The sequence below is a fragment of the Methylobacterium jeotgali genome, from assembly GCF_022179345.1.
GTDB lineage: Bacteria > Pseudomonadota > Alphaproteobacteria > Rhizobiales > Beijerinckiaceae > Methylobacterium > Methylobacterium jeotgali.
On the sequence record NZ_BPQR01000080.1, the window covers coordinates 1 to 24,495 of the forward strand.

At 71.5% G+C, this 24,495-nt stretch carries 36 protein-coding genes and 1 pseudogene; 22 read left to right on the forward strand and 15 right to left on the reverse strand.

Annotated features, from left to right (window positions below; translation table 11 throughout):
• Window positions 1–327 precede the first annotated feature (327 nt).
• Genes MFF04_RS18910 through MFF04_RS18925 form a run of 4 tightly spaced genes read left to right on the forward strand, consistent with a single transcriptional unit; the run spans window position 328 to window position 2,053 of the window.
• Window positions 328–672: a DUF1476 domain-containing protein gene (locus tag MFF04_RS18910; RefSeq protein ID WP_026105329.1), complete on the forward strand. Its 345-nt coding sequence runs from the start codon at window positions 328–330 to the stop codon at window positions 670–672.
• A 51-nt stretch (window positions 673–723) separates the two neighbouring features.
• Window positions 724–1,374 carry a BON domain-containing protein gene (locus MFF04_RS18915; protein WP_183666367.1) on the forward strand — a complete coding sequence of 217 codons (651 nt, stop codon included), beginning with the start codon at window positions 724–726 and terminating at the stop codon, window positions 1,372–1,374.
• Between the two features lie 11 nt (window positions 1,375–1,385).
• Window positions 1,386–1,862, forward strand: coding sequence for a hypothetical protein (locus tag MFF04_RS18920; protein WP_017483122.1), 477 nt, complete (start codon window positions 1,386–1,388; stop codon window positions 1,860–1,862).
• Complete coding sequence (locus MFF04_RS18925; protein WP_043376513.1) at window positions 1,859–2,053, forward strand: hypothetical protein; 195 nt, start codon at window positions 1,859–1,861, stop codon at window positions 2,051–2,053. The genes MFF04_RS18920 and MFF04_RS18925 overlap by 4 nt, the downstream gene beginning before the upstream one ends.
• A 66-nt stretch (window positions 2,054–2,119) precedes the next feature.
• Here the strand turns inward: MFF04_RS18925 and MFF04_RS18930 are convergent, their stop codons facing one another.
• The 3 genes from MFF04_RS18930 to MFF04_RS18940 all read right to left on the reverse strand — a co-directional run bounded on the left by MFF04_RS18930 (window position 2,120) and on the right by MFF04_RS18940 (window position 6,179).
• Entirely contained in the window at window positions 2,120–2,350 is a 231-nt protein-coding gene (locus tag MFF04_RS18930; protein ID WP_017483120.1) for a polyhydroxyalkanoate synthesis regulator DNA-binding domain-containing protein, read from the reverse strand.
• A 118-nt stretch (window positions 2,351–2,468) separates the two neighbouring features.
• A complete protein-coding gene (locus tag MFF04_RS18935; protein ID WP_183666366.1) occupies window positions 2,469–3,617 on the reverse strand; it encodes an acetate/propionate family kinase in 1,149 nt (382 codons plus the stop codon).
• A 9-nt stretch (window positions 3,618–3,626) separates the two neighbouring features.
• On the reverse strand, window positions 3,627–6,179 hold the full coding sequence (locus tag MFF04_RS18940) for a phosphoketolase family protein (protein WP_017483118.1): 2,553 nt from the start codon (window positions 6,177–6,179) through the stop codon (window positions 3,627–3,629).
• Window positions 6,180–6,310: 131 nt separating this feature from the next.
• On the opposite strand from MFF04_RS18940, the gene MFF04_RS18945 reads away from it, so the two are divergent.
• From MFF04_RS18945 to MFF04_RS18960, 4 genes and pseudogenes are all read left to right on the forward strand, one after another.
• Entirely contained in the window at window positions 6,311–6,511 is a 201-nt protein-coding gene (locus tag MFF04_RS18945; RefSeq protein WP_017483117.1) for a hypothetical protein, read from the forward strand.
• Between the two features lie 28 nt (window positions 6,512–6,539).
• Entirely contained in the window at window positions 6,540–7,187 is a 648-nt protein-coding gene (locus MFF04_RS18950) for a BON domain-containing protein (RefSeq protein WP_017483116.1), read from the forward strand.
• A gap of 9 nt (window positions 7,188–7,196) precedes the next feature.
• A pseudogene (locus MFF04_RS18955) lies at window positions 7,197–8,182 on the forward strand (zinc-dependent alcohol dehydrogenase family protein).
• 209 nt (window positions 8,183–8,391) lie between these two features.
• Entirely contained in the window at window positions 8,392–9,111 is a 720-nt protein-coding gene (locus MFF04_RS18960) for a Crp/Fnr family transcriptional regulator (protein WP_017483115.1), read from the forward strand.
• 226 nt (window positions 9,112–9,337) lie between these two features.
• Here MFF04_RS18960 and MFF04_RS18965 read toward each other — a convergent pair whose 3' ends face one another.
• From MFF04_RS18965 to MFF04_RS18975, 3 genes are read right to left on the reverse strand one after another with little or no spacing between them, the layout of a single operon-like run.
• On the reverse strand, window positions 9,338–9,868 hold the full coding sequence (locus MFF04_RS18965; RefSeq protein ID WP_017483114.1) for a cytochrome b: 531 nt from the start codon (window positions 9,866–9,868) through the stop codon (window positions 9,338–9,340).
• A 35-nt stretch (window positions 9,869–9,903) separates the two neighbouring features.
• Window positions 9,904–10,068, reverse strand: coding sequence for a hypothetical protein (locus tag MFF04_RS18970; RefSeq protein WP_017483113.1), 165 nt, complete (start codon window positions 10,066–10,068; stop codon window positions 9,904–9,906).
• A complete protein-coding gene (locus MFF04_RS18975) occupies window positions 10,065–10,286 on the reverse strand; it encodes a hypothetical protein (RefSeq protein WP_017483112.1) in 222 nt (73 codons plus the stop codon). Before MFF04_RS18975 ends, MFF04_RS18970 begins: the two co-directional genes overlap by 4 nt.
• 238 nt (window positions 10,287–10,524) lie before the next feature.
• Between MFF04_RS18975 and MFF04_RS18980 the strand changes: the two genes are divergently transcribed.
• The 4 genes from MFF04_RS18980 to MFF04_RS18995 all read left to right on the forward strand — a co-directional run bounded on the left by MFF04_RS18980 (window position 10,525) and on the right by MFF04_RS18995 (window position 12,835).
• Entirely contained in the window at window positions 10,525–10,734 is a 210-nt protein-coding gene (locus MFF04_RS18980; protein ID WP_157228087.1) for a hypothetical protein, read from the forward strand.
• 77 nt (window positions 10,735–10,811) lie between these two features.
• Complete coding sequence (locus tag MFF04_RS18985) at window positions 10,812–11,627, forward strand: universal stress protein (RefSeq protein ID WP_017483110.1); 816 nt, start codon at window positions 10,812–10,814, stop codon at window positions 11,625–11,627.
• Entirely contained in the window at window positions 11,627–11,959 is a 333-nt protein-coding gene (locus MFF04_RS18990; RefSeq protein ID WP_017483109.1) for a c-type cytochrome, read from the forward strand. Before MFF04_RS18985 ends, MFF04_RS18990 begins: the two co-directional genes overlap by 1 nt.
• 15 nt (window positions 11,960–11,974) lie before the next feature.
• The gene (locus MFF04_RS18995) at window positions 11,975–12,835 is read left to right on the forward strand and encodes a universal stress protein (protein ID WP_017483108.1); all 861 of its coding nucleotides are present in this window, start codon (window positions 11,975–11,977) and stop codon (window positions 12,833–12,835) included.
• Between the two features lie 336 nt (window positions 12,836–13,171).
• On the opposite strand, the gene MFF04_RS19005 is transcribed toward MFF04_RS18995, so the two are convergent.
• The 7 genes from MFF04_RS19005 to MFF04_RS19035 form a co-directional block, all read right to left on the reverse strand.
• Window positions 13,172–13,984 (reverse strand): universal stress protein, encoded by an 813-nt coding sequence (locus MFF04_RS19005; protein WP_017483107.1) that lies wholly within the window; start codon window positions 13,982–13,984, stop codon window positions 13,172–13,174.
• An 82-nt stretch (window positions 13,985–14,066) separates the two neighbouring features.
• Entirely contained in the window at window positions 14,067–14,714 is a 648-nt protein-coding gene (locus MFF04_RS19010) for a BON domain-containing protein (protein ID WP_017483106.1), read from the reverse strand.
• A gap of 48 nt (window positions 14,715–14,762) precedes the next feature.
• A complete protein-coding gene (locus MFF04_RS19015) occupies window positions 14,763–15,218 on the reverse strand; it encodes a response regulator (RefSeq protein ID WP_026105328.1) in 456 nt (151 codons plus the stop codon).
• Window positions 15,219–15,288: 70 nt separating this feature from the next.
• Complete coding sequence (locus MFF04_RS19020) at window positions 15,289–16,617, reverse strand: NRAMP family divalent metal transporter (protein ID WP_183666364.1); 1,329 nt, start codon at window positions 16,615–16,617, stop codon at window positions 15,289–15,291.
• Window positions 16,614–16,871: a hypothetical protein gene (locus tag MFF04_RS19025; RefSeq protein WP_017483103.1), complete on the reverse strand. Its 258-nt coding sequence runs from the start codon at window positions 16,869–16,871 to the stop codon at window positions 16,614–16,616. Before MFF04_RS19025 ends, MFF04_RS19020 begins: the two co-directional genes overlap by 4 nt.
• A 10-nt stretch (window positions 16,872–16,881) precedes the next feature.
• Entirely contained in the window at window positions 16,882–17,097 is a 216-nt protein-coding gene (locus tag MFF04_RS19030; RefSeq protein ID WP_017483102.1) for a hypothetical protein, read from the reverse strand.
• A gap of 83 nt (window positions 17,098–17,180) precedes the next feature.
• Window positions 17,181–17,699 carry an ion channel gene (locus MFF04_RS19035; RefSeq protein ID WP_017483101.1) on the reverse strand — a complete coding sequence of 173 codons (519 nt, stop codon included), beginning with the start codon at window positions 17,697–17,699 and terminating at the stop codon, window positions 17,181–17,183.
• A 184-nt stretch (window positions 17,700–17,883) separates the two neighbouring features.
• Between MFF04_RS19035 and MFF04_RS19040 the strand changes: the two genes are divergently transcribed.
• The 7 genes from MFF04_RS19040 to MFF04_RS19070 all read left to right on the forward strand — a co-directional run bounded on the left by MFF04_RS19040 (window position 17,884) and on the right by MFF04_RS19070 (window position 21,726).
• On the forward strand, window positions 17,884–18,123 hold the full coding sequence (locus MFF04_RS19040; RefSeq protein ID WP_017483100.1) for a biotin/lipoyl-containing protein: 240 nt from the start codon (window positions 17,884–17,886) through the stop codon (window positions 18,121–18,123).
• 71 nt (window positions 18,124–18,194) lie between these two features.
• On the forward strand, window positions 18,195–18,569 hold the full coding sequence (locus tag MFF04_RS19045; protein ID WP_017483099.1) for an SPW repeat protein: 375 nt from the start codon (window positions 18,195–18,197) through the stop codon (window positions 18,567–18,569).
• The gene (locus MFF04_RS19050; RefSeq protein ID WP_017483098.1) at window positions 18,566–18,910 is read left to right on the forward strand and encodes a c-type cytochrome; all 345 of its coding nucleotides are present in this window, start codon (window positions 18,566–18,568) and stop codon (window positions 18,908–18,910) included. Before MFF04_RS19045 ends, MFF04_RS19050 begins: the two co-directional genes overlap by 4 nt.
• Before the next feature lie 41 nt (window positions 18,911–18,951).
• Window positions 18,952–19,200 carry a hypothetical protein gene (locus MFF04_RS19055; protein WP_017483097.1) on the forward strand — a complete coding sequence of 83 codons (249 nt, stop codon included), beginning with the start codon at window positions 18,952–18,954 and terminating at the stop codon, window positions 19,198–19,200.
• A 31-nt stretch (window positions 19,201–19,231) separates the two neighbouring features.
• A complete protein-coding gene (locus MFF04_RS19060; protein ID WP_017483096.1) occupies window positions 19,232–20,221 on the forward strand; it encodes a glucokinase in 990 nt (329 codons plus the stop codon).
• A gap of 71 nt (window positions 20,222–20,292) precedes the next feature.
• Window positions 20,293–21,111: a universal stress protein gene (locus MFF04_RS19065; protein WP_026105327.1), complete on the forward strand. Its 819-nt coding sequence runs from the start codon at window positions 20,293–20,295 to the stop codon at window positions 21,109–21,111.
• A gap of 333 nt (window positions 21,112–21,444) precedes the next feature.
• On the forward strand, window positions 21,445–21,726 hold the full coding sequence (locus MFF04_RS19070; RefSeq protein ID WP_017483094.1) for a hypothetical protein: 282 nt from the start codon (window positions 21,445–21,447) through the stop codon (window positions 21,724–21,726).
• 173 nt (window positions 21,727–21,899) lie between these two features.
• On the opposite strand, the gene MFF04_RS19075 is transcribed toward MFF04_RS19070, so the two are convergent.
• Window positions 21,900–22,493: a hypothetical protein gene (locus tag MFF04_RS19075; RefSeq protein ID WP_017483093.1), complete on the reverse strand. Its 594-nt coding sequence runs from the start codon at window positions 22,491–22,493 to the stop codon at window positions 21,900–21,902.
• Window positions 22,494–22,551: 58 nt separating this feature from the next.
• The gene (locus MFF04_RS19080) at window positions 22,552–23,433 is read right to left on the reverse strand and encodes a hypothetical protein (RefSeq protein ID WP_017483092.1); all 882 of its coding nucleotides are present in this window, start codon (window positions 23,431–23,433) and stop codon (window positions 22,552–22,554) included.
• 257 nt (window positions 23,434–23,690) lie between these two features.
• Between MFF04_RS19080 and MFF04_RS19085 the strand changes: the two genes are divergently transcribed.
• From MFF04_RS19085 to MFF04_RS19095, 3 genes are read left to right on the forward strand one after another with little or no spacing between them, the layout of a single operon-like run.
• On the forward strand, window positions 23,691–24,095 hold the full coding sequence (locus tag MFF04_RS19085; RefSeq protein WP_017483091.1) for a hypothetical protein: 405 nt from the start codon (window positions 23,691–23,693) through the stop codon (window positions 24,093–24,095).
• Window positions 24,092–24,283: a hypothetical protein gene (locus MFF04_RS19090; protein ID WP_017483090.1), complete on the forward strand. Its 192-nt coding sequence runs from the start codon at window positions 24,092–24,094 to the stop codon at window positions 24,281–24,283. Before MFF04_RS19085 ends, MFF04_RS19090 begins: the two co-directional genes overlap by 4 nt.
• Window positions 24,280–24,492: a hypothetical protein gene (locus MFF04_RS19095; protein WP_017483089.1), complete on the forward strand. Its 213-nt coding sequence runs from the start codon at window positions 24,280–24,282 to the stop codon at window positions 24,490–24,492. Before MFF04_RS19090 ends, MFF04_RS19095 begins: the two co-directional genes overlap by 4 nt.
• Window positions 24,493–24,495: the final 3 nt, after the last annotated feature.

Genomic DNA, 24,495 nt, shown 5'->3' on the forward strand with positions numbered 1-24,495 from the left:
ATCATCTGACGACGGACAATCCTCGCCGGATGGCGGCTCCTCCGGAATGCGCCGGTCCTTCGGTGGGAGCGACCTGGCGGTGGCCCGTGGGCATTCGGACATGGCTGGCTCCGGGAACAGTGCCGGGTCCGGTGCGATCCTCGGCCACTGAAAAACGAGCCTGCGGCGTCGGCCTTGATCTGGGTCAAAAGTCGGGGAGCCCCGCACTTGGCCGGCACCGAGCCTCCATTGATCTGTCTCAAGGCCCGGTGTCGCGGTTGTCTGAGGATGTCCAATCCGACGACGGCCCTAGCGGTCATGGGCCCGGCGGCCGAGATGGAGGTCACGATGACCACGTTCGACGAACGCGAGCAGGCCTTCGAGCGCCGCTTCGCGCACGACGAGGAGGTGCGCTTCCAGGTGCGCACCCGGCGCAACCTGCTCCTGGCGACCTGGGCCTGCGAGCGGATGCGGCTGGGGAAAGACGCGGCCGCGCGCTTCGTCGAGGACTTCACCGACCGGGGCGTCCTGACCGCCGACGAGCCACTGGTCGCCGAGTTCCAGGCTGACCTCAAGGCGGCGGGCGTCGAGGAGACGCTCCCAGCCCTGCGCACGGAAATGGAGCGCTGCGCCGCCATCGCCCGGGCCGAGCAGCGCGTCGGGCTTGCGCTGGATCAAGGCCGACCCGCCTAGGGCGCCCACACTCCCACCGCTGCGACCATGCCAGCCACCGGGAGAGATGCCATGACCGACAAGGACCTGCGCCGCGACGTGCTTGACGAGCTCGACTTCGACCCCAGCCTCGACGCGGCCGAGATCGGCGTCGCCGTCTCGGACGGGGTCGTCACCCTGACGGGCCACGTCGGCAGCTACGCCGAGAAGGTCGAGGCCGAGAACGCCGTGCGCCGCGTCAAGGGCGTGCGCGCCATCGCCCAGGAGATCCAAGTCCGGTACGCTGAGGCCAAGAAGATCGAGGACGACCAGATCGCCGCCCGGGCGCTCGCCATCATCGACTGGTCGGTGCACCTGCCGAAGCAGGCCATCCAGGTGAAGGTCGCCAAGGGCTGGATCACGCTCACCGGCGCGGTGCCCTGGCAGTACCAGGCAATGGGGGCCGAGGCTGCCGTGCGCAAGCTCTCCGGCGTCGTCGGCGTATCGAACCTCATCCAGGTCAAGCCCGAGGTCAGGCCCGCCTTGGTCAAGGACAAGATCCTGGAAGCGTTCAAGCGCGGCGCGATGTTCGAGGCCGATGGAATCAAGGTTCGGGTCGAGGGCGACAAGGTCACGCTGGAAGGTGCCGTGACGGCCTGGGCCGACCGCGAGGCGGCTGAGCGCGCGGCCTGGTCGGTGCCGGGCGTGCGAGCCGTCGAGGACCGCATCGTCGCCCTGAGCTGAGGAAATCCGCCATGTCTCATGGAACGCACGGCATTGATGCCATCGCTCCCCGGTTCGCGCAGCGTGCCGGCAATCCGGACGTCACGGCCAGGCTGCGCCGGGTGACCCTGACGCTGGCACGCTGCCCGGAGCATCCGGAGGGCAGCGCGGGCCGCGGCTACGACATCGTGGCCCCGCTCGGTCCCGACGGCCGCTTGGACACGGCGCTTTGGCACGAGGCCCGCGACCACTGCCGTGCCCGCCGCTTCTGGACGGGCGAGCCGGACCGGCACGGCCGGCTCGTGCACCGCGCCGGCGGCGAGGGCGGCGCCACTTGGCTGATCGACTACGAGGACTGGACGAACGAGGACGACGAGGCAGCCTACCGGCTTGGCACGCACGCCTTCGTCGAGGGCGAGTACGTCTCGATCCGCGAGGCGGGGGAGGAGGAGTACCGCACGTTCAAGGTCGTCCGCGTCGACGCGGCAGGCGTGGGAGGCCATCCATGATCCCGATGTCCCGAACCCTGCCGGCGGGATCTCCCCGCCCGGAACTGCCCTTGCCGGAGCCGGCATGGCTCGCCTTGTGGCGCGCCTTCTGGCTCGACTTGCCGGTCGCAGATACCCACAAGATTGGCCGCATGTCGTTGCGGTGCCTGCAGCCGCCGGCGGACTGGTCGAGCAAGACGGACACGCCCTGAACGTTGCCTCCGGCGTTTGGCCACGGCAGCCGTCCCTCGAAGTCCTCGACCAGCGGACCGGGGCCGTCATGTGCGGGGTCTTCCTGCCCGGCATGCCCCCTGCTGCAGGTTCGGCGGGAGGATCTCGTGGGTCACGTCCTGCCCCGTCTCGGCCTCGCGCACGCTGATCCTGACGCCCTGACGGATGAGCCGCTCGACGTCACGCGCCGACAGGTAAGCCTGGCTCTCGGGGTCGTAGAGCCTGCAACCGCTGTACCGTCTCAGGTGGCGAATGGATGAGGGCTTCCTGCGGGTCATTCTCACAAGGGCACGGACGAAGCCCCCTTCTGACAGCTTTCTTTAGTTGGAATAATTAAATTGTGCTTGCAAGTTGCGCAACGTCTTTGCCCCTTACGCGGCGGCTTGGCCGGGATCATCATCGCCCGAACGACAAGGGGTCCCGGCCGTTGTGGTTCTTAGCCAGAAAGCCGGCCATCGATAGGGCGATCTCGCGCTCCTCGTCCGCGGGCACGATCCGGACCTCGACCGCCGCCCTCTGGACTCCGATGTGTTCCTCGCAGCGGTCGTTGGCAGCCTCGTCAAGCGTCACGTTGGCGAAGGCTAGACCGCGGCAGACGGCGGCCCGAACCTGCGCCGAGTGCTCGCCGATGCCGCCAGTGAAGACGAGGGCATCGAGCCCGCCGAGCGCCGCGATGAGGGAGCCCGCCTCGCGCACGATCCTGTAGGCGAACAGGTCGAGGGCCTCGCGCGCCTCCGGAGCCCCGCTAGCCTTAAGCACCCGCACGTCGTCGCTGATGCCGGAGACGCCAAGGAGGCCCGAGCGCTCATTCAAGAGTTCGGCCACCGCGTCGGGGGTGAGGCCATGCTCCCGGATCAGGTGCAGCACCAAGCCCGGGTCGACCGCGCCGCTGCGGGTGCCCATCATCAGTCCGTCGAGCGTCGTGAAGCCCATCGTGGTGGCGACGCTGCGCCCGTCCCGGATCGCGCACAGGCTGGCCCCGTGTCCAAGATGGGCCGCCAGGACCCGGCCATGCGGAAACGTCCGGGCGACGTGGGCGTAGGACAGGCCGTGGAAGCCGAACCGCACGAGTCCCACGTCGATGAGGGCGCGCGGCAGCGGGTAGAGCTGCGCGAGCCTGTCCTGCGTCCGATGGAAGGCCGTGTCGAAGCAGGCGACCTGTGGCAGGTGCGGCCACGTCTCCGCGACCGCCCGGATGCAGGCCAGCGCCTGCGGCTGGTGCGCCGGCGCCAGCGGCACGAGCTGCTCCAGCGCCGCCATCACCTCCGCGTCGAGGCGCACCCGCGCCGCGTGGCGCAGGCCGCCATGGACGACGCGATGCGCCGCCGCGGTCGGGGCCGCGGGCAGCCGCGCGAACAGCCAGCGGGCGACGGTCGCATGGTCGTCTTCCGGGGGACGCTCGCCCTCCTGAGAGGCGCCGTCGACGGTGAGGTTCGGCTCATGCCCGATCCCGGCCACGTGCGCCCGCCAGGCCGGTGCGTCTGCCCCTGACCGGAACAGGGCACAGCGCAGGCTGGAGGAGCCGGCGTTGAGGACGAGGATCATCGCCCGGCCTCAGGCGATGATGGTCCAGTCGTCCACGGTCTCGCCCGGCCGGAGCTCCCCCGTGCCGGCTTCGGCCGGGCCGCACTGCATGATGTCGCCCTCGATGCGGCGGCGGTCGGGATGCTCGTGGGCATACCGCTCCGGCCAAGCCCAATCCCGCACCTCCGGCAGGTCGTCACCCGTCTGGCAGACGTACTCGCGGTGGCGGGCCAACGCGTCCCGGAGTGCCTGCTCGGCATGCTCGGCCCGCGTTCGCAACCCCGCGACGGCGCGCAGGGCGGCCTGCGCGAGGTGGAAGCGGTCGAGCCGGTTCAGCACGCAAATGTCGAAGGGCGTGGTGGTCGTGCCCTCCTCGATGAAGCCATGCACGTGGAAGTTGCCGTGGTTCGTGCGCTTGTAGGTCAGCCGATGGATGAGCCAGGGATAGCCGTGGTAGGCGAACACCACCGGCCGGTCGCGGGTGAACAGGCTGTCGAAGGTCGGGTCGTCGAGCCCGTGCGGGTGTGTCTCGCGCGCCGGGAGGGTCATCAGGTCGACGACGTTCACCACCCGGACACGCAGCTCCGGGACGTGGTGGCTTAGCCAGTGGACCGCCGCGAGCGTCTCTTGGGTCGGCACGTCGCCGGCACAGGCCATCACTACGTCGGGCTCGTCCTCGCCCTCGTTCGAGGCCCAGTCCCAGATCCCGGCACCGGCCGCGCAGTGCCTCGCAGCCTCGTCCAGGTTCAGCCACTGCAGCGCCGGCTGCTTGCCGGCCACGACGACGTTGATGCGGTCGTAGGTCCGCAGGCAGTGGTCCATGGCGCAGAGCAGGGTGTTCGCGTCCGGGGGCAGGTAGATCCGGGCCGTGTCGCCGCGCTTGTTCGCGACGAAGTCGATGAAGCCGGGATCCTGGTGGCTGAAGCCGTTGTGGTCCTGCCGCCAGACGTGGGACGAGAGCAGGATGTTAAGGGACGGCACCGGCCGACGCCAGGGCAGGTCGCGCGAGGACTTCAGCCACTTGGCGTGCTGGTTCACCATCGAGTCGACCACGTGCACGAAGGCCTCGTAGGTGGCGAACAGGCCGTGCCGGCCGGTTAGGACGTATCCTTCGAGCCAGCCCTCGCAGAGGTGCTCGCTCAGGATCTCCATGACGCGCCCATCCCGGGCGAGGTGGTCGTCGCCCGGCAGTACCGCCTCCTGCCACGCGCGGCCCGTCACCTCGAACACCGCGTCGAGCCGGTTCGAGGCAGTCTCGTCGGGGCCCATGATGCGGAAGTTGCGTGCCTCCGCGTTGAGGGTGAGCGTGTCCCGCAGGTACGCCCCGAGCGCGCGGGTGGCCTCGAACTTGGTGCGGCCGGGCTCTGGCACGGCGACGGCGAAGCGCCGGAGGTCCGGCAGGCGCAAGGGAGCGCTCTGGTGCGCGTTGGCGTGCGGGTTGGCCGAGAGGCGACGCTGTCCCTTCGGCGGCAGCGCGGCGAGGTCATGCACGAGCGAGCCGTCCTCCGCGAACAGTTCTTCGGGGCGGTAGGAGCGCATCCAGGCTTCCAGGATGGCGAGATGCGCCGGGTTTTCCCGCGTGGCCGCCACGGGCACCTGATGCGAGCGCCACGTCCCCTCGACCGGATTGCCGTCGACGGTCTTCGGTCCCGTCCATCCCTTGGGGCTGCGCAGCACGATCATGGGCCAGCGCGGTCGCCCGGCCTCGCTTCGGCCGGCGCGCCTCCGGATCTCTGCGACGGCGTCGAAGGCCGCGTCGAGGGCCGTGGCCATGGCTTGGTGCATCGGGGCCGGCTCGTCCCCCTCGACGAAGGTCGGCTCGTAGCCGTAGCCGACGAGAAGGCTCCGCAGCTCCTCCGGCGGCATGCGGGCGAGGACGGTCGGGTTGGCGATCTTGTAGCCGTTGAGGTGCAGGATCGGCAGGACCGTCCCGTCATGGCGGGCGTCGAGGAACTTGTTCGAGTGCCAGGCCGCCGCGAGCGGGCCCGTCTCGGCCTCGCCGTCGCCCACGACGCAGGCGACCGTCAGGCCTGGGTTGTCGAGGGCCGCACCGAAGGCGTGCGCCAGGGAATAGCCGAGTTCCCCGCCCTCGTGGATCGAGCCGGGCAGTTCGGGCGAGGCGTGGCTCGGGATGCCGCCTGGGAACGAGAACTGCCGGAACAGTCGGCCCATCCCCTCCGCGTCGCGCGCCACGTCCGGATAGATCTCGCCGTAGGTGCCCTCCAGGTACTCGTTGGCCACGAGCCCTGGCGCGCCGTGCCCGGGCCCCCAGACCGCGATCATGTCGAGGTCGCGCTGGCTGATGACCCGGTTCAGGTGGGCATAGATGAAGTTGAGGCCGGGCGTCGTGCCCCAGTGCCCGAGGAGCCTCGGCTTGACGTGCTCGGGCTTGAGCGGCTCGCGCAGCAGCGGGTTCCCCATGAGGTAGATCTGCCCGACCGACAGGTAATTCGCGGCGCGCCAGTAGGCGTCGATGCGCTTGAGGCTGTCCGGTCCGAGCGGCCCGGGCACGAACGCCGGTGCGCGTCCGTCGCCCCGACGACCGCCTTCGTGGCGCTCCCTCGTTCCAAGCGTCGCGTCCATGTCGGCCTCCCGGCGGAGCTGGTCTCGGCGTCGACCGTGCCGGCGGACGGGGCAGGCGGCGTTGAGGTGGATCAAGGCGCCCTCGGGGCGCGCCGCCAGGATGGCTCCCGTCAGAACGGCAGGAGCGAACGATGACCCTGGTGCTTCGAACCACCTACATCCAGACGGTGCGCCGCGTGCGGGTGCCGGTCAGGCTGGCGCCGCGAAACGACGCGGGCCAACGGGTGGTCGCGGACGGCTACCGCTACCGGAGCATCGGGAGCCTGCAGGCCCTGGCCCTGGCCATCGTGGCGTCGGCGGCGACGCCGGCGCTGCTTTGGCTGGTCCTCTGAGCATCACACCCAAACGAGGAGACGGGCGATGGACGACATCACCGTGCACCGGCACGTGCTCGACGAGCTGGAATACGCCCCAATGATCGACGCGGCGCAGATCGGCGTCACCGTCGAGAACGGCATCGTGACCCTGACCGGCCATGTCCGGAACTACGCGGAGAAGAGCATCGCCGAGCGCGTCGTACTCCGGGTCCGTGGCGTCCGGGGCGTGGTCGAGCGGATCGAGGTTCGTTACCCCGACAACCCCAGCATCGGCGACGAGGCCCTGGCCGAGCGCTGCGCCCGGGTGCTCGAATGGGACGTCCGCATCCCAGAGGGCTCGGTCACGCTGAAGGTCGCGAAGGGCTGCGTCACGCTCGAAGGGTGCGTGCCGTACTACCACCAGAAGGCGGCTGTCGATAAGGCCCTGCGCCGTCTCGCCGGCGTCACCGACATCGTCAACAGCATCGCCGTGAAGCCGCCGGCCCAGGCCGCCGAGGTCAAGTCCCGCATCCTCGCGGCTCTAAGGCGGAGCGCCCGGGACCCGGACACCATCCAGGTCCTGGTCGACGGCGACAGGGTGACCCTCGACGGCTGCGTCGAAGTCTGGCGCGAGCGCGAGCTCGCCGAGCGCGCCGCCTGGGCCGCGCCGGGCGTGCGCGCCGTCGAGGACCGACTGACGCTCGCCTGCTGAGGTTCGTCGATGCTGGCGATGGTGCTGCAGGGGGTCGGCGCCCCCCTGGTGCCCGAGGAGCGGCCGGCCCCGGAGCCCGGACCCGGCGAGGTCCGGATCCGGGCTCCGGGGCCTGCGCCGTCTGCCGCACGGACCTTCACGTCATCGACGGAGACCTGCCCCAGGCTGTCTACCCCATCGTCCCGGGCCATGAGGTCGTCGGCATTGTGGAAGCGGCCGGCGCGGGCGTAACGGCGCCGCTTCCTGGCAGCCGAGTCGGCGTGCCCTGGCTGGGACACACTTGCGGCCACTGCACCTACTGCAAGACCGACCGGGAGAACCTCTGCGACGCCCCCGGCTTCACCGGCTGCACGCGCGACGGCGGCTTCGCGAGCCACCTCGTGGCCGAGGCGGCCTTCATCATTCCGCTCGACCCGAGCCTGGACCCCGTCGCGACGGCACCGCTCCTCTGCGCCGGGCTGATCGGCTGGCGCACCCTGCAGATGGCCGGGGATGCCCTGAGCATCGGGCTCTACGGCTTCGGGGCGGCCGCCCACATCGTCGCCCAGGTCGGCCGCTGGCAGGGACGGCGCGTATTCGCGCTCACCCGCCCCGGCGACCGGGAGGCGCAGGAGTTCGCCCGCTCGCTCGGGGCGGTTTGGGCCGGGGGCTCGGACGAGGCGCCGCCCGAGCGGCTCGACGCCGCCCTCGTCTTCGCGCCCGACGGGAGCTTGGTGCCGGCGGCCCTCAGGGCCGTGCGCAATGACGGCTGGGTGGTCTGCGGCGGCATCCACATGAGCGACATCCCGGCCTTCCCCTACGACCTGCTCTGGGGCGAGCGGTCCGTGCGCTCGGTGGCCAACCTCACCCGCGAGGACGCCCGTACCTTCTTCGAGACCGCGCCGCAGGCAGGCATCGTCACCCGCACGCGCACCTACCGGCTCGCGCAGGCCAACGAGGCTATTGGGGCCCACCGCTCCGGAATTCTGCATGGCGCGGCCGTGCTCGTGCCCTGATGGCCGAGGTCAGCCGGGGCCCTCGCTCGCGTCCACTCCAGGAGCCTTGGACCGGCCGTGCCGGTTCGCTCAGAGTATTCGCACCAAAGGAGGCCATGGGTTTCGGTGTTGCCCGCGTTCGCGACGAGCCCTCGGGTTGAGCCACGTCAATGCGGGCGGGTCACGGACGGCCCTCCATGCCGCGGCGTTCGCCATGGAGGGTCGGCACGATGAACCCGCTGGCGCGGAAGCTGGAGCACTTCACCCGGTTGACGGCCGCAGACAAGGCGGTCCTCGACGACCTCGCGGCCCTCCCGCATCGAACCTATGCGCCGCACACGGACATCGTTCGAGAGGGCGAGCCGCCCAGGGTCATGCGCCTGATCCTCTCGGGCTGGGCCTGCCACTACAAGATGCTGGAAGACGGCCGGCGGCAGATCGTCGGGTTCGTCCTCCCCGGCGACTTGTGCGACCTGAACGTCCCGATCCTGCGTGCCATGGACCACGCGCTCGCGGCCATCACGGCCGTGAGCTTGGTGGAGGTCTCGACGGATACGCTCGGCGCCATGACGCTGAACCATCCGCGCCTGCTTCGGGGCCTCTGGTGGGAGACGCTGGTCAGGGAGGAGATCCTGCGCGAATGGACGCTGAACCTGGGGCAGCGGGACTCGCTGGAACGCACGGCCCATCTCCTCTGCGAACTTTTCGTACGCCTGGAATGCGTCGGGTTGGCTGACGGCCCGAAGTGTCCGTGGCCGCTCACCCAAACCGAGCTCGCCGACACCCTCGGCATCTCGACCGCCCACACCAACCGGGTCCTCCAGGAGCTGCGCACGCGAGGGCTGATCATCCTGAGGAACAGGACGCTGACCATCCCGGACCTCAAGGCGCTCCAGCGCGTCGCCCTGTTCAACCCGAACTACCTGCACCTAGAGCGCGAGGTCGCGTGAGGGCGCCCGAGGTTCCCGTTCGCCCTCACCGAAGGCTGGGGACCAGCCGGTAGCTCACCCTGCGCGTGTAGTCCCCGTACCCGGCAAAGTCGTTCCTCGGCGAGGCTGGCCGGGTTGCCCATCCAACCCTTAGTCCCTGCCCGGGCGAGAGCTCCACGGTCGCGCCCGAGCCGCCCCTAGGCCGGCCCAGCGACTTGATTCCCCGGCGCGGGCGGCGCCGGGTCCGTCAGCGCCTCCAGGCCAGTATGCGGCGCAGGACCGCGTCGTGCCACAGGTAATGGTGCGCCAGCGCGGCCGCGGAATGGAAGAGGGCAAGGGCCATCAGCAGGTGGGCGGCGAGGCCGTGCCAGCGCGTCAGCGGTTTCCGCCATTCCGGATCACCGAGCTTGGGCAGGTCGACGGGTCCGATCAGGTGGACGCCGCGCACGAAGGCGTTCGCGATGCCGAGGGCAACGATGAGCAGCAGCAGCAGGTACAGCGCCGCGTGGGTGCCCTTGGCCACGCGGTGCAGCGGCCCGGCATCCTCGATGGGCAGCCTGCGGCCGCCCGTTCGGCGCCACGCCATGAACGCGACGAGCACGACGGCGAGGACAAGTCCGAGGTCGAAATGCGCCGACCATACCCCCGAGCGCAAAACTCCCTTCGGCAGGAGGTCTTCCAGGAAGGTCCCGATCAACCAGAGCACGGTCACGAGGGCGGCTGTCAGCCAGTGCAGGGTGACGGTGCCACGGTCATAGCTGGGTTCTGTCGGTCGCATCGAGCGTTTGCCTTCGTCACGGGAATGGGACCGGCTCACCGGCGGAGCCAGACGGTGACGAGGCTCGCCACGAGGGCAGCGAGCCCGCAGGTCTCCCCGACGCGGCCGAACCCTGCCGCGGAAAGGGCGGCGACGGCTCCGGCCACCACGAGGACGATCCCGAGGACAAGCAGCCGGTCGATCAGCCAGTTCATGGTCATGGACCGGTTCGAGCCTCCGCGCCGCCGGCGTCCGCCGCCGCACGGGGCAGCGCCCGCTCGCCCTTGCCGCTAAGGAACCACAGGCCGGCCGTCTCGATGTCGCTCCCGCCGCGCATCCTCGGCCTGACGAGCCCCCGCGCGAGCAACGAGCGGATGGTGCGCATTTCCCAAGGGGCGAGCGAGACCAGGGGGCCGTCGCGATGCAGGCGCAGCAACATCGCCCGTTGCCCGGGGGTCAGGGCGCGCCAGCCGGCAGGTCTCCCTCGCGCTCTCATCTTGAATTAGAATTAGTGTAATCTACTCGGATTGCGCAAGTCGTTCCCCGGACAAATGGCGAGGCGGCGGGGCGGCCACCCCCGCCCGGCCGAAGGCGATGGTGGTGCTCACATGAGGGGATTTTCGGGGCTAATCCGGAGAATGCTCGGCGGGCATCCATGGCGGCCGCGCGCCTACCGCATGGTCCGCGACAGCGAGATCGAGCCCGGTGCCACTGCGGGAACCGTGGTCTACGAGCTGGCCGGATGGGATGTCGGCTGCGCGGCCGCCGATACCCAGGCGCTGGGGACGGAATGCCTCAGCGTGACGTTGAAGCCCGACGGATCGCCCCCGTTCTTCGTCGTCCCAGTACGGGACCTGTCCGCCTGCGCGAGGCCGGCGTCCCGTTGAGATGGATCAAGGCTTTGGCCGCCGCCGCGCGCAGGATCTCTCCGGCAAGCCGGTGAGCCCGGCAGCGGGAGGCGGTCATGAAGATCTCCAACGTCATGGTCTCGGTCGACCTCGGGGCCGCGGCCGCGGACCGGGTCCAGCTGGCGGCCGGCCTCGCGGAGCGGTTCGAGGCCAGGCTGATTGGGGTCGCCGCGCGCCCGGTCCTGGCCCCCATGCCGGTCGGCGACATGCTGGAGGTCGAGCGGGTCTGGGCCATCGAGGAGCGCCTGGCGGCCGAGCAGCTCGCGGAAGCCAAGGCCCTGTTCGAGCGCGAGGCCGGGGCCGCGGAGGGGACGGCCTGGCGCTCGGCGCCGGCCCAGCCCCTGGCCTACCTCGTCGGGCAGGCGCGGGCCGCCGACGTCGTGGTGGTCGGCCGGCAGGGGCCGGCAGACGGCGACCCGGGCCCGATGGGCGTCGCGGCCGGGGCGCTCCTGATGGAGGTCGGGCGGCCGGTGCTGGTCGCGCCGCCCGGCATCGAACGCCTCGCGGCAAAGCGGGTCGTGGTGGCCTGGAAGGACACGCGCGAGGCGCGCCGCGCAGTCCACGACGCGCTGCCGTTCCTGACCCGGGCCGACGAGGTCCTCGTCGCGGTGGTTGGCCCCGATGCCGACCGGGAGGGCGCCGAGGACGTGGCCGCCTATCTCTCCGACCATTCTGTGGCTGTCACCACGCACCTGCTGCGGAGCCCGGAGGTCAGCGCCGCGGACGAGATCCTCCGGTTCGCCGGTCGCGAGGAGGCGGACCTCGTCGTGATGGGAGCCTACGGGCACAGCCGCCTACGCGAGTGGATCTTCGGGGGTGCAACCCGTGACGTCCTGCAGACCACGCCCGTCTGCTGCCTGATGAGCCACTGATGCGTCCGGCAGCCCTCAACCTGATCGGCGCCCTCACGCTTCTGTCGAACCTGATGGCCGGCCCCGCCACTGCCTGGGACCGGCAGGTGAAGCAAGGCGAGACGCTCGCCCGGACCAACTGCGCCCGGTGCCACGCGGTGGGGCGCGTCGGAGGAAGTCCACTGCTCGCGGCGCCGCCCTTCCGTGAGTTGCACATGCGCTACCCCGTCGAGGATCTCGGCGAGGCGCTCGCCGAGGGCATCCGCACCGGACACCCCAGCATGCCCGAGTTCCGGTTCGACCCGGACCAGGTCGAGGCCCTGATCGCCTACCTGAAGACCCTGGAACGCTGAGCGAGGAGATCCCCGATGTTCCTGCGCTGCCTCCTCGTCCCGACCGCGCCCGGTCTCGACGCCACGCGCCGGCTCGACGCCGCCCTGCGCCTGGGCCGGCGCCTGCGGGCCCACATCGGCGTCGCCTTCATGGCGCCGGGCCCCGAGCACGTCATGGCCAGCATGGCGAGCCTCGTGCCGATGGACTGCGCGACCATCGAGGCCATCGCGCGGGGCGTGCGCGAGGCCGCGGCCGAGGGCAAGGCAGCCCTGGAAACCTGGTGCGAGCGCGAGGGTGTGGCGTTCATGCCGGAGGGCGACCGGCTCGACGCTACTTTCGTGACCTGGACCGAGCTCTCTGGCGAGGTCGAGCCTCTGCTCACCCTCGCCGGCCGGATCAACGACCTCGTCATCGTCGACCGCCCGAACCCGGATGAGCCCTTCACCGGCCGCGCGCTCGACACTGCCCTGTTCTCGGTCGGGCGCCCGACGCTCATGGTCGGTGAGAGCGTGCCCTACGACCTGCTCGACCACGTCGTGGTCGCCTGGAACGGCAGCCTGGAGGCGACGCGCCTGATCGGCCAGTCCATCACGCTGCTGCACGAGGCCGCCAGGGTCACTGTCGTGCATGCGCGCACCGATCGCTTCGAGGAGGCGCGGGCGGCCGACCTGTGCGCCTACCTGCGCTGGCACGGCATCGTGGCGGAGGCCGCCACCCTGGAGGTCGAGGATGGGACTTCGGTCGGCGCGGCCATCCTGGCCGAGGCGGGGCTGCGGAACGCCTCGATGCTGGCGCTCGGCGCCTACACCCACAGCCGCGTGCGCGAGTTCCTGCTCGGCGGCGTCACCCGCCATGTCATCGAGCACGCGCACATCCCAATGCTCATGGCCCACTGACCGACCGTGAGTGCAAGGAGGCGGAGCCGACGGACGCTCTAGCCCAGGCCTGTGCCTCCACTCGCCGCTGCAGGTCGTGGCAGTGCATATGCGGGGGCGCCGTGCCGCAGTCCAAGCTGCAGGTCTGGTGGGGCTTGCAGAACCACCGCAGGGTTCCGCTCTTCAGGCAGGAGCCGGAGCAGTGACGATGGGGCGCGTTTGCCGGCTCAACAAAGGTTCCTCTCGAATCGGGTGAGCCCGGCCTCGACTGTGCATGGATAGCCGATGCGCTCGCCATGACCGCGGCGAGGCCCAGTTGGGCAGCGCGTGCCGCGGCTGTACGCGCGACGGCGGACATCAGTGGCTCATCAGGCAACAGATAGGGGCATATGCCAGAAGGTCGCGAGTGACGCCGCCGAAGGCCCATTCGCGGAGCCGACCGTGGCCGTAGGCACCCGCGACGAGCAGGTCGGCGGCCTGCTCGGAAGCGGCGTCCACGAGGGCCTCGGAGGCTGCGGAGCCGCAAGCGTCCTTCCGGACGGACGTGGCGTAGACGTCGTGGACCTGCAGCAACCCGACGATGTCCTGCGGATCGGCCGCGCCGTCCCCGTCGTCGACGGAGATCACGACGACCTGGGACGCCCGCTTGAGGAAGGGCAGCGCGTCCCAGACCGCCCGGCGCGCCTCACGGGTGTCCTTCCAGCCCACTGCGACACGCTTGGCGTCGAGGTGGTCGACCTCGGGCGGCACCACCAGGACCGGCTGCCCGAGACGCATGACGAGGTCCCCCGGGTCGACCGAGAACAGCATGGTCCCGGGCTCGGTCTTGCGCCCGACCACGACAAGGTCGGCGGCGGCGGCCTGCGCGACGAGGAAGGGCAGCGGGAGCTCGATGTTGGAGCGCCACTCGACGCGGCTGCGATTGCCGGCCGCCTCCTCGAAGGCGGCGTGCGCCTGCCTGAGGTCATTCAGCACGGTCTCGTTCGAGGCGGTCAGCGCGTAGGCGCTCGCCGGCGTCGGTCCCACCGGCGGCACGGCGTAGGCCGGCGTTTCGGCCGCCACGCCGATCAGGCGGGCGCGGAACTCGTCGGCGAGGTGGCCGGCCAGGCGCACGCGGTCGCGCGCCTCCGTCGTCAGGTCCATCGCCACCATGATGCTGGCAAAGGTCATGGGAGGTCTCCGGCCGGCAGGCAAAGACGGGGTTGGGAATGCTTGATGGGTATGGTCCGGGACCACACCCATCCGGCGGGGCTCAGCCCAGCGTGAGGTGGTCCTCGACGGCGCGCACGCCCGGGGCCGACCACGCGGCATTCTCGGCGAGCTCGCGCTCGTACCAGGCGTTCACCTTGCCCTCCAGGACGACCTTGGCGTCCTTCACCGTCACCTTGATGGCGTCGGCCTCAAGCTCGGCGTTGCGCTTGAGCGCCGCCATGATCTTCGAGCGCACGTCGGGCACGCTCGCCTTCGGGGTCACCTCGATGGTGTTCATGATGCCGGCGACCCCTGCGAGGCGCCGGATCGCGCGGTAGGCCTCCTCCCGCTGGTACTGCCAGTCGACCTTGCCGGAGAGCGTCACCCAGCCGTTCTGGACCTTCACCTGCACGGCGCCCTTGGGCACGGTCACCGACCAGTCGAGCATCTGCACCGCGCGCTGGGCGATGTCCTCGTCGCGCGGCGGTGTCTCGCCGCCGAAGCGGACCTGGATCTCCTCCACCACCCCGCGCACGCCGCGCACCTTCTGGGCGGCCTTCTCGGCGGCGACGCGCTCGGTGTAGCTGCCGACGTGGCCGGTGAGCGTGACGATGCCGTTTTCCACGGCGACGCCGATGTGGGCGGCGTCGATGCTCGGGTCGAAGTCGAGCTCGTCGATGACGTTCTGGCGAATCAGCTTGTCGCCCATGGTCCGTCTCCTCGATGAGGCCCAGGTCGTACCTGGCCGGAGCCGACGCTAGGCGCGGCAGGCCGTCGGACATTGATCCAGCGCAAGCTCCTCTCCGGCCGCGATCCTACCCAGCATCGGGCAAGTCCGCGGGCAGCCCGGGACGGCGCAGGAGGCGGCCACGGCCGAGACCATGTCCCGGGCATCGAACAGCCGGTCGAACACGGGCACGTCCGCGAAGGCGCCCGGCACCCGGGCGTTGCCGGCGATCAGGGCGAAGGGGATGCCGCGCCGGCGCAGTGCGCAGGCGAGCGGAAAGCCAGGACCCCAGTTGAGGTCGACGCTCACCACCGCGAAGTCCGGGGGGCTTCGGTCTAGGCTCGCAGCGGCATCCTCGCAGGTGCCGTAGGGGCCGCTGACGGCGCAGCCGGCGCCAGTGAGCACGTCCTCCAGCCACATGCCCGGCAGCGCCTGAGGCTCGGCCACCAGGACGGTGGGTTGCCTCTCTCCGCCACATGCCTGCATCGCACGATTCCCGTTCCCGGTTGCGGTGCATGAAGAATGGACCGGGCGAGCCAAGCCGCCTTGCGCTGGATCAAGGGAGCGCGGCGGTGGCCAACATGGCGAGGACGGCGAGCAGCATGCAGGCCGTGGCGGTCCAGCCGAGCAGCCTGAGCGGACCGCGCACCGCGAAGGCGCCCATGATGTCGGCGCGCGCCGCCGCCAGCATCATTACGGCCATGACGGGGACCGCGATGACGCCGTTGACGACCGCACTCCAGTAGAGCGCGCGGATCGGGTCGACGGCACCCAGGCTGATGACCATGCCCACCAGCGTGGCGAGCGCCACCGTGCCGTAGAAGGCCCGCGCCTCCAGGAGGCGGCGGCCGAAGCCCACGGGCCAGCGCCGCGCCTCGCCGACCGCGTAGGCCGCCGAGCCCGCGAGCACCGGGACCGCCAGCAGCCCGGTCCCGACGATGCCGAGGGCGAAGACCGTGGCGGAGAAGGGGCCGGCCAGCGGGCGCAGCGCTTCCGCGGCCTGCGCCGAGGTCTGGATGTCGGTGATGCCGCGCGGGTGAAGAACCGCCGCGGTCGTGACCATGATGGCGAGCGCCACCAAGTTCGAGAAGGCCATGCCGACGAGGGTATCGACCTCGATGCGGTGGAGCGCGGCTCCGCCCTGCTCGGGCGCGTGCAGGAGGTCGCGCCGGCGTGGGTAGGCGTGCAGGTCCTCGGCCTCCTCGGCTGCCTGCCAGAAGAACAAGTAGGGGCTGATCGTGGTCCCGAAGAGGGCCACCAGCGTGGTCAGGCCGCCACCGCTGAGGTCGAGCTGCGGAACGGCCAGGGCCAGCCCGAGGTCCCACCAGGAGACGCGAGCGAAGATCACCACGCCCAGATAGGCGAACAGGCTCAGCGTCAGCCACTTCAGGACGGCGACGTAGCGGGTGTACTGCAGCACGAGCTGCATGAAGGCGCAGATGCCGGCGAACAGCACGACATAGAGCCAGCGCGGGCCCGGCAGCAGCAGGTTCAGGGCGTCCGCCATGGCGCCGAGGTCGGCCCCGAGGTTGAGGATGTTGGCCACCAGCAGGAGCAGGACGACGGACTGCAGCAGGCCATTCGGGTAGTGCTCGCGCAGTACGCCCGCGATGCCGTGGCCGGTGGTGCGCCCGATCCGGGCCGAGACCATCTGCACGGCCGCCATCAGCGGCAGGGTGTAGAGCATGGTCCAGCTGAGGCCGTAGCCGAGCTGGGCCCCGGCCTGGCCGTAGGTCGCGATGCCGCTGGGGTCATCGTCCGAGGCACCCGTGATCAAGCCGGGGCCGAGGACCCTCAGCAGGCGCGGCTTCGACGGCCCGACGGCGGGGCTCGGAACCTCCGGGTCGTCGGCCTTCTCGGCCGCGGGGAGGTGAGCGGTGCTCATGCGGCCGACTTCGACGGCGCAGCCTCCGCTCCGGGCCGGACCGTGCGCGCCACTCGCAGGGCGGCGGCGAGGTCGTCGCGGTCGGTGCCGTAGCGGTGGCACAGGTCTTCCAGCCACCGGGGCGGGGCGGCATCGATGTCCGGGATGTCGGAGAACGGGACGTGGTACATCCCGTCGAGGGCCTCGATCCCGTAGCCGGTGACCGCCCATTGCCGCCCCTGCCAGTGCACGGGTTCGGTGAGTTCGTGGCTCATCCCCACCTCCTCAGGCGGCGTGCTGGCTGAGTTCGACGACCTCGCAGGTGTCGGCCCGCAGTCGCCAATCGACGACGCCGTCGGCCTCGCAGAGCATCGCCTTGGCCGCGTAAGCGGCTGCGACGTCCGAGCGGGCGTGGACCACCGCCTGCCGCTGCAGGATGCGATGGTCGTGGCCGGTGTCGTCCAGGACGGTTTTATGGAAGGTGACGAGATACTCGTGCATGGTTCGCCTCCGCTTGCTGGTTGGGGCGAAACCTGGGGCCGGCCGGGGTGGCCGGCCTTGATCCAGCGCAAGGCCACCGGCGCTCAGGTGCCGGTCGCCGGCGGGAAGAGGCGCTCGCGGCCGGGCTCGCCGTCCGCCGGACGGTGGGCCTTCGCGGCGCGGTGGGCGCGTGCCTTGCCGTGCATCGGCCAGTAGCGCTCCATGGCGAGGTAGGTGAACGAGGCCGACCAGCCGATCAGGAGCAGGCCGTTTAGCGCCTCGACGCCGGTCAACAGCCGGGCATGGCCGACCGGCGCGTGGTCGCCGTAGCCGAGCGAGGAGTAGGCCACCACCGAGACGAAGAGGCAGTCCTCGAAGCTCTCGATGGGCACGCCCGAGAAGGCACCGAGCCCGAGCCGCAGGACGAGGAGCCAGTAGGCGGCGGCGTAGATCCAGACCGCCACCGTATGCCCGACGAAGGCGGCGAGCACCACGGCGACGATGCGCCAGCGCGGCGGCACGGGCAACTCGGCGAGGTGCTCCGAGGTGAGGCGGAGCGTCTCGTAAAGCACCAGGATGGTGACCGCGACGAGCACGACGCTGGCGGCCAGGACGACGAGCATGGTTCCGGTCCGAGGAAGGAGCCTGTGGTGAACCTGCCAAAGCGTCCGGGAGCCGCCTTGACCTGCCTCAAGGCCGCGGGATGCCCGCCCGTCACGCCGTGATCCAGATCAAGGCGGACCTCCATCCGATGCCGTCCCCTGCCGGCCGGCGACCCTGTCGCGCGCCCCGAGCCAGGAGGCGGTCATGGCGGACATCCACGTAGCCGAGGGTCTCTGGACCACAGGCATGCTGCCCGAGGGCGTACTGGAGCGCTGGCTTGTCGCGGACGGAACAACTGTGCGGGCCGGCGAGGCCGTGGCCGCCGTGCGCATCGGCGAGGCGTTGCACGACATCGTCTCCCCCGCCAGCGGCCGCCTGGAGGTGCTGGCGCCGGCGAGCGAGGTGGTCGACCCCGGCTGCATCATCGCCGAGGTCCACGCCTGAGTTCCCGCGGCGGGCAAGCGCCCGTCGGCGGCCGCGACGACAATGCCAATCGAACATGGTGGAGGCAGGTCATGTCCCAGGCACGTATGCGGGTCACGCCCTCTCCGGGCTGGGGCACGGACGAGATCCTCGTCGGCGCCCTCGAACACCTGGCCGGTACCGCGCTGGTGTTGGCCGCCTGGGTCCTGGTCTTCGCCGACCAAGGCCCGGCCGCCTTCTCGGCGCTGCTGCCGGGCTTGGTGATCCTCTCGCTCACGGGGATCAACCAATTTCGTTTCCGCCCGTCCTTCGAGCGCGCGGTCGCGCTCGCCGGGGCATGGACGGTCCTGGCGCCGTGGCTCCTCGGGTTCGCAGTTAACGACGCCGCGACCTGGGCGCACGTTACCGCGGGGGCCGTCGCCATAGGCGCCGCCCTGACCCGCCTCAGGATCGCGAGGGCTTCATGACCGCTCCCTCGCCACGGCGGTCCGGAACCCTCGCACTGGGCAGCCTGCTCGCTGCCTTCGTCGGCTCCCCGGTCATGGCCGGTGGGATCGAGGACCGCCGCGTTCGTGGCTGGACCATTGCCACGCAGCTCTGCAGCCAGTGCCACGTCATCGGCCGCGGGTCGCAGGCGGGCGAGTTTTCCGGCCCCGCCTTCCTGCGGGTCGCCAACATGCCTTCAACGACGGGGCCGGCCCTCGCGGTTTTCCTGCAGAGCCACCACGAACGGATGCCGAGCCTGCGCCCCGACCGCGATGAGATGGACGCGGTCATCGACTACATCCTCAGCCTGAAAGGGCCTTAGCCTCACGTCCGTGAGCCTGGGATATTTACGGAGCGGCCGTGATGAACGAGATGACGGTTCAGCCCACGGTCACGCTTCCGGCCCTGCAGGTATCCCTGGACGGCCTCGGGGCCGGGCAGGCCCTGCGCCTGACGAACGCGGATTGCGACCGCCTGTTCGGCGTCGACGACGCGCTCCTCGGCCGGGTACGGAACTTCGCGCTGGGCCACGGCTGCATCGTGGTCTGGGACGAGGAAGGTCTGACCTTCTGCCGGCAGCCTCATGCCACCTGCTGCAAGCCCCTCGGCTAGGCCACCGCGCCCATAGCGGAGACCCGTCGGCATGCTGCCCTATCCCGTGCTCCTGGCCGACATCGGCGGCACCTACGCCCGCTTCGCCATGCTCCCCGCGCCGGGAGCATGCCCCGGCCCGATCCGGAAGGTGCCGACAGCCGGCTTCCCCGGGCCCATCGCGGCCCTGCAAGCCTACCTCGACGGTCCGGGGACGCCGCGGCCGCGCTCCGCCTTCCTCGCCGTCGCGGGGCGCGTCGACGGGTACGCCACGCGCATGACCAACGCGCCCTGGCTGTTCGACCTCGGCGACATCGGCGTCGCCCTCGGGCTGGAGGCGGCGCGGCTGGTCAACGATTACGTGCCGCAGGCGGCCGCCTTGCACGTGCTCGACGAGGCGAACGCGGCCGACCTGGCGCGGATCGGGCCCGTCGCGGCCGGAAGGGGGCCCCGCCTCGTCCTCGGGGCAGGCACCGGCCTCGGCGCCGCGGCCCTGGTGCCGGCGGGCGACCGCCTCCTGGTCCAGACGACCGAGGCCGGCCATGTCGGCTTCGGCCCGTGCGAGCGCGACGAACTGCCGTGGCAGGCCCTGATGCCGGCGGAGGGGAGGCTTACCGCCGAAGCCCTGCTGTCCGGTCCCGGCCTCGCCAAGCTCGCGCGGGCGCTGGCGGCGGGGCGCGGCGTGGCCGCCTGGCAATCGCCGCCGAAGGTGCTCGAAGCGGCCAATGTCGGCGACCCGCTCGCGCGGGAGGCCGTCCGTCAGTTCGCGCGCCTGCTGGGCCGGTTCGCCGGCGACCTCGCCCTGATGTTCTCGGCGACGGGCGGGGTCTACCTGGCCGGCGGGATCGCGCCGCGTATCGTCGAGGCCCTGAAGGGGGAGGCGTTCCGGGACGCCTTCGAGGACAAGCCCCCGTTCAGCGAGGTGATGCAGGCCATCCCCCGCTTCGTGATCACGAGGCCCGAGCCGGCCATCGACGGCCTGGCGGCGCTCCTGCGCGCGGCGGACCGATTCCTGTTCCCCGGCCAGGACTGGCGGGCTTGAGGCAGATCAACGCCGACCGGCACGGGCGCTCGCATCCTGTTGTTGCCCGTTCCGGGTCGAGGGAGGCTCCCGTGTCAATTGCCAGCATCATGGTCGCGGTCGACGACGGGCGCCACGCCAGGACGCGGGTCCGTCTCGCCGCGGACCTGGCTCACCGCCTCGGCGCCCGCCTCGTCGGGGCCGCCGCCTGCATGCCCGACTACCCGCAGGGCTACGGCGAGACCGCCGTGCCCATGGGCATGGTCATCGAGGAGATCCGCCAAGCCGCCCTCGACAGGTGCGCAGCCGCCGAACAGGTCTTCCGCCATGGCTCCTGCCTGAACGACTGCGTCGAGTGGCGCTCCGACATCGCCGGTCCGGTCCCGTTCCTGGCAGGGCAGTCCCGGGCCGCGGACCTCGTCGTGGTCGGTCGCTACGCCGAGGACGAGGGCGTCAGGCCGGGCATGGCCGTCGACCTCGGCGACGCGCTCATGGGCCTGGGCCGCCCCGTCCTCGTGGTTTCGGCCGGCATCGAGCACCTGGAGGCTAGGCGCATCGTCGTCGGCTGGAAGAACACGCCGCAGACCCGCCGGGCGCTCTCGGACGCCTTGCCCCTGCTCAGGCGCGCGGAGGCGGTCCAGGTGCTTCGAATGACGGACGACGGGGACCGGGCGGAGGTGGACGACGTCGTCCGCTACCTCGCCCTGCACGACGTCAACGCCAGCGGGCATCTGGCGGCGCGCTCGGGCTGGAGCGTCGCCGAGGACCTGCAGAAGGCCGTCCGCGCGATCGACGGGGACCTTATCGTAACGGGCGGCTACGGCTACAGCCGCCTACGCGAGTGGTTCTTCGGCGGGGTCACGCGCGACCTGCTGAGCGAGACGACCGTCTGTTGCCTGATGTCCCACTGAGGAGGTCGCTACAGTCGTGACCACCCGGTCCTATAGGCGCGCGTCTGCTCTCGGTCGATGACCAGCCCTTCGAATGGCTGACGGCAAAGGTCAGCTCATGGCGCATTACTGACTGGTGCGTGTCGGGCGCACTCAGGCCGCCCGCCGCGGCGCCTCGGATTTCCGTTACAGATCCCCGAAGTAACGGGGGGGCTATCCGGCCAGGGTCGAGAAGGAGCCCGGACGCGTCCCGAGCATTCGACGCCCAGGGATCCAGTAACCCTCTCGCCAAGCGCAGCTGGACAGGGAGCCTGGACCCTGAATCTATAGGCCTCCTGAGAGAGGGAGGCGGACATGAGCCACGGGCATGCAGTGACGGGCGAGGTCGGTACCGGCCTGCTCAACGCCCTGCTCGCCGCCGACGGGGCCGCCAAGGCTGCCCTTGAGCGGGCCGCGTGGGACCGTGCCGAGGCCCGGTCGGAGGCAGCCGTCCACCGCCTCGGCCAGGCCCTCCTGGCCTCCCGCGCCCGTGAGGCCGAGCTCGCCCGCCAGCTCGCCGCCGCCCGCGCTGAGGTGGCCGGCCTGAGGATCCGGGCGTCCAAGGCGGAGGCCCGCCGGCCTGCCAGGCGCGCCTGAGAAATCGTCGGCGCCCCTCGCTTTTTCGCTTGCGGCTTTCCCGGTGCGCCTACGCGGGGCCGCAGAGAGACGCACATGGAACGCACGTCGGCCCCGCGCGGGCGCACGTCGGACAACCAAAAGGCCCGCAGGTCACCCCGGCGGGCCTCGTTGCTTTCGGGGGCTGGGGCGGCCTAGGCGACCCTGGCCTGCCTCGCCCTGACGCCCTCGACGTGCGCGAGCAGGTCGGCCATCGCGCGGTCCGCGGGCGTCCCCCGGTAGGGCCAGTGGAATGCGGGCGCGGACGCGTCCACATCGGCCGCCTGGGGATGTGTCACGGGCTCCGCGGACACGTCCGCGTCGTGGGAGCCAGGCAGCCCGGGGACGCGTCCGCGCCCGGCGGCGAGGGCCTCGGCCTGATGGGGGAGCGTCCGGGCGAGGACGGTCAGCTCGTCCGGCGAGAGGGAGTGCAGCCACGTCGCGACCGGCACCGGCAGGCCGGACAGGTCGACAGGGTCGCCGCCGGCGGTCAGGTGCCGGGCGTGCATGACGAGCGCGACGCCGACCGGGTGCGTCGCAGGGACGCCGGCGACAGTCGGCAGCCTCGGCGCGGGGACGGCCGCGGCAGCGTCGAGATATTCCTCGGCCGCGACGGCGGTGGGCAAGACGGGATCCGGCCGGACGCCCGCGACAGTCCGGAGGACCCAGCGGCCGCCCTCCCACACGAAGACCAGGGGCGCGAGGGCGACGGCGGCGAGGGCGGCGAACAGGCGGGCAAGGGAACGCATTGGAGATCTCCTGTCGGGGGCGACGCTTTGATGATCGCCTCGCCCCCGCAACCCACAATCACGCCGCCGCGGCCGCCGCGAGCAGGTCGGGCAGGTCGAGGCCGAACACCCTGAGCGCCAGCTCCGGGGGGAGCTGCTTGCGGTGCGTCCGGAGCGCCCGCAGCGCGTGCGAGGCGAGCACGGCATTCAGCGCCGGGAGGCCGGCGAGGATGTGCCCCCGGACCGTGCTGTTCCGGCCCCATCCGGACTTGTTGACGACCGAGGCCCGGTCCGCGTCGCGGGCGGTCAGGAGCCGGCAGCCCTCATGCGCCGCGGCCTGCACCTCCGGCAGGGCGGCCCGCTCGGCCTCGGGCTCGTACGGGATCTCCATCGCGCGCATCGCGCGGTCGATGTTGGCCTGCGCGCGCACGACGAGGTCGAGCAGGTGCTCGCTCTGGTAGCGCTCCAAGCCAGCCGGTCCCCTGGCGATGCGACGCTCCGCGAGCTCGACGTCGTCGCGCACGGCCCACGCCCACCCCTGCGTCCGCAGCGACTCGCGCGTGGCGGCGATGGCGCGCTCCGCGAGGGCGAGGTCCTCGGCCCTCCGGCGCTCCGCCGCGGCGGCCGCCTGGGCGCGCTCGCGAGCGACCCGCTCTCGGTGGGCGGCCAACCCCCGGGCGGCCGTGTTGAGGAGGACGGCCGCCTGCTCGCGGTCGTAGTCCGGCCCTTCCCAGAGGCAGGGCAGGCCGGACCTCATGCGATCGTGCGAGAACCCGATGGCCTTCAGGTGGCGCCCCTCGGGGCCGGCGAGCGCGTCGTCGTAGTCCTGCGACGGGGCCTCAGCCGTCCAGAGGCACTTCAGGACGCCCGACACGCGCAGCTCGCGCGGCGGCTGCCACTCCAGGCCCAGGCCCTCCGGCGGCCCCTGCCAGTCCCGCGTCGTCCTGTACAGCTCCGGCATCGCGTCCTCCCTGTGCTGTGCCGCGACTACGGCACATGACGAATGCTAGCACTCGCGGGGGCAGCCGCAAGATCTCGTTCAGTCCTGGTGTCAATTTTGGACCCCAACCGGATGCTCATTAAATGAGTAAATTCTGAGTGCTCCATGCTCATCCAGTCGTCCGCGTTAAGTTTGTGCCCTCAACTCCCCTTTCGTCATCTGACGAACGTGCTTGAATGCTTGGGCGCGGCGTCGCGCGTCGATTCGTGGAGGGGTCTATGCGGGTGTGGAGGGAGGTCGGCTCGGGCGTGACGGCGGCGCAAGTCCGCCGTGTCGTCGCGAGCACGGTGGGCGTCGGCGCCGTCGCGCGCCGGCTGGGCGTCGCGGAGTGCACGGCGCATCGCTGGGCCGGCCTGGCGGGCGTGAGCATCGTACCGCGGCCCCGAACGGAGCGCATGCCCGGGCGCCAGCTCGTGTCCGACGCCGCCGTGCGGGACGCCATGCTCGGCCCACTCTCGCTCCGCGCCGCCGTCGAGCGCGCGCCCTCCGCCGCCCGCTGGGCCCGGCGCCACGGCGTCGGACCCGGCTACCTCGCAGACGTGCTTTCGGGCCGCCGCCCGCCGGGCGCGAAGATCCTGTCGGCGCTCGGCATCGGCCGGGCCTACGTGAGGGGGCGCCCGTGACCGACCGCGACGCCGCCGTCCTGGCCGCCCTGCGCGCCGTCCCCGCGGGCGCGCTCCCGATGCACCTGGCGCCCGGCCTCGGGCTCGGGGTCAAGCAGGTCTCGACCGTCCTGCAGCGCCTGCGCATCGCCGGCCTCGTCCGGTTCGAGGCGCCCCGCTGGACCGCCATCGAGGAGCCCCGCCCGTGAGCCCTCCCCTGCTCGACGGCCTCGACGCTCTCGTCGGCGCCGCCCTGCGTGAGCGCCTCGTCGCCGCCCTGGCGGCCGCCCTGGCCGCCGCCGCCGGCGACCCCGCGCACCCCCTCGTCGCCCGCGTCCGCGCTGCCGGGCGAGGCGGCCGCCCCGGCGCCGCGCACCCCGATCCGCCGCGTCCCCGCACCCGCCCCGAGGTCCCATGACGA

Bases quoted from the DNA above. Each gene is read 5' to 3' on its own strand.
- MFF04_RS18910 (WP_026105329.1), top strand. From the start codon at position 328: ATGACCACGTTCGACGAACGCGAGCAGGCCTTCGAGCGCCGCTTCGCG.
- MFF04_RS18915 (WP_183666367.1), top strand. From the start codon at position 724: ATGACCGACAAGGACCTGCGCCGCGACGTGCTTGACGAGCTCGACTTC.
- MFF04_RS18920 (WP_017483122.1), top strand. From the start codon at position 1,386: ATGTCTCATGGAACGCACGGCATTGATGCCATCGCTCCCCGGTTCGCG.
- MFF04_RS18925 (WP_043376513.1), top strand. From the start codon at position 1,859: ATGATCCCGATGTCCCGAACCCTGCCGGCGGGATCTCCCCGCCCGGAA.
- MFF04_RS18930 (WP_017483120.1), bottom strand. From the start codon at position 2,350: ATGACCCGCAGGAAGCCCTCATCCATTCGCCACCTGAGACGGTACAGC.
- MFF04_RS18935 (WP_183666366.1), bottom strand. From the start codon at position 3,617: ATGATCCTCGTCCTCAACGCCGGCTCCTCCAGCCTGCGCTGTGCCCTG.
- MFF04_RS18940 (WP_017483118.1), bottom strand. From the start codon at position 6,179: ATGGACGCGACGCTTGGAACGAGGGAGCGCCACGAAGGCGGTCGTCGG.
- MFF04_RS18945 (WP_017483117.1), top strand. From the start codon at position 6,311: ATGACCCTGGTGCTTCGAACCACCTACATCCAGACGGTGCGCCGCGTG.
- MFF04_RS18950 (WP_017483116.1), top strand. From the start codon at position 6,540: ATGGACGACATCACCGTGCACCGGCACGTGCTCGACGAGCTGGAATAC.
- MFF04_RS18960 (WP_017483115.1), top strand. From the start codon at position 8,392: ATGAACCCGCTGGCGCGGAAGCTGGAGCACTTCACCCGGTTGACGGCC.
- MFF04_RS18965 (WP_017483114.1), bottom strand. From the start codon at position 9,868: ATGCGACCGACAGAACCCAGCTATGACCGTGGCACCGTCACCCTGCAC.
- MFF04_RS18970 (WP_017483113.1), bottom strand. From the start codon at position 10,068: ATGACCATGAACTGGCTGATCGACCGGCTGCTTGTCCTCGGGATCGTC.
- MFF04_RS18975 (WP_017483112.1), bottom strand. From the start codon at position 10,286: ATGTTGCTGCGCCTGCATCGCGACGGCCCCCTGGTCTCGCTCGCCCCT.
- MFF04_RS18980 (WP_157228087.1), top strand. From the start codon at position 10,525: ATGGTCCGCGACAGCGAGATCGAGCCCGGTGCCACTGCGGGAACCGTG.
- MFF04_RS18985 (WP_017483110.1), top strand. From the start codon at position 10,812: ATGAAGATCTCCAACGTCATGGTCTCGGTCGACCTCGGGGCCGCGGCC.
- MFF04_RS18990 (WP_017483109.1), top strand. From the start codon at position 11,627: ATGCGTCCGGCAGCCCTCAACCTGATCGGCGCCCTCACGCTTCTGTCG.
- MFF04_RS18995 (WP_017483108.1), top strand. From the start codon at position 11,975: ATGTTCCTGCGCTGCCTCCTCGTCCCGACCGCGCCCGGTCTCGACGCC.
- MFF04_RS19005 (WP_017483107.1), bottom strand. From the start codon at position 13,984: ATGACCTTTGCCAGCATCATGGTGGCGATGGACCTGACGACGGAGGCG.
- MFF04_RS19010 (WP_017483106.1), bottom strand. From the start codon at position 14,714: ATGGGCGACAAGCTGATTCGCCAGAACGTCATCGACGAGCTCGACTTC.
- MFF04_RS19015 (WP_026105328.1), bottom strand. From the start codon at position 15,218: ATGCAGGCATGTGGCGGAGAGAGGCAACCCACCGTCCTGGTGGCCGAG.
- MFF04_RS19020 (WP_183666364.1), bottom strand. From the start codon at position 16,617: ATGAGCACCGCTCACCTCCCCGCGGCCGAGAAGGCCGACGACCCGGAG.
- MFF04_RS19025 (WP_017483103.1), bottom strand. From the start codon at position 16,871: ATGAGCCACGAACTCACCGAACCCGTGCACTGGCAGGGGCGGCAATGG.
- MFF04_RS19030 (WP_017483102.1), bottom strand. From the start codon at position 17,097: ATGCACGAGTATCTCGTCACCTTCCATAAAACCGTCCTGGACGACACC.
- MFF04_RS19035 (WP_017483101.1), bottom strand. From the start codon at position 17,699: ATGCTCGTCGTCCTGGCCGCCAGCGTCGTGCTCGTCGCGGTCACCATC.
- MFF04_RS19040 (WP_017483100.1), top strand. From the start codon at position 17,884: ATGGCGGACATCCACGTAGCCGAGGGTCTCTGGACCACAGGCATGCTG.
- MFF04_RS19045 (WP_017483099.1), top strand. From the start codon at position 18,195: ATGTCCCAGGCACGTATGCGGGTCACGCCCTCTCCGGGCTGGGGCACG.
- MFF04_RS19050 (WP_017483098.1), top strand. From the start codon at position 18,566: ATGACCGCTCCCTCGCCACGGCGGTCCGGAACCCTCGCACTGGGCAGC.
- MFF04_RS19055 (WP_017483097.1), top strand. From the start codon at position 18,952: ATGAACGAGATGACGGTTCAGCCCACGGTCACGCTTCCGGCCCTGCAG.
- MFF04_RS19060 (WP_017483096.1), top strand. From the start codon at position 19,232: ATGCTGCCCTATCCCGTGCTCCTGGCCGACATCGGCGGCACCTACGCC.
- MFF04_RS19070 (WP_017483094.1), top strand. From the start codon at position 21,445: ATGAGCCACGGGCATGCAGTGACGGGCGAGGTCGGTACCGGCCTGCTC.
- MFF04_RS19075 (WP_017483093.1), bottom strand. From the start codon at position 22,493: ATGCGTTCCCTTGCCCGCCTGTTCGCCGCCCTCGCCGCCGTCGCCCTC.
- MFF04_RS19080 (WP_017483092.1), bottom strand. From the start codon at position 23,433: ATGCCGGAGCTGTACAGGACGACGCGGGACTGGCAGGGGCCGCCGGAG.
- MFF04_RS19085 (WP_017483091.1), top strand. From the start codon at position 23,691: ATGCGGGTGTGGAGGGAGGTCGGCTCGGGCGTGACGGCGGCGCAAGTC.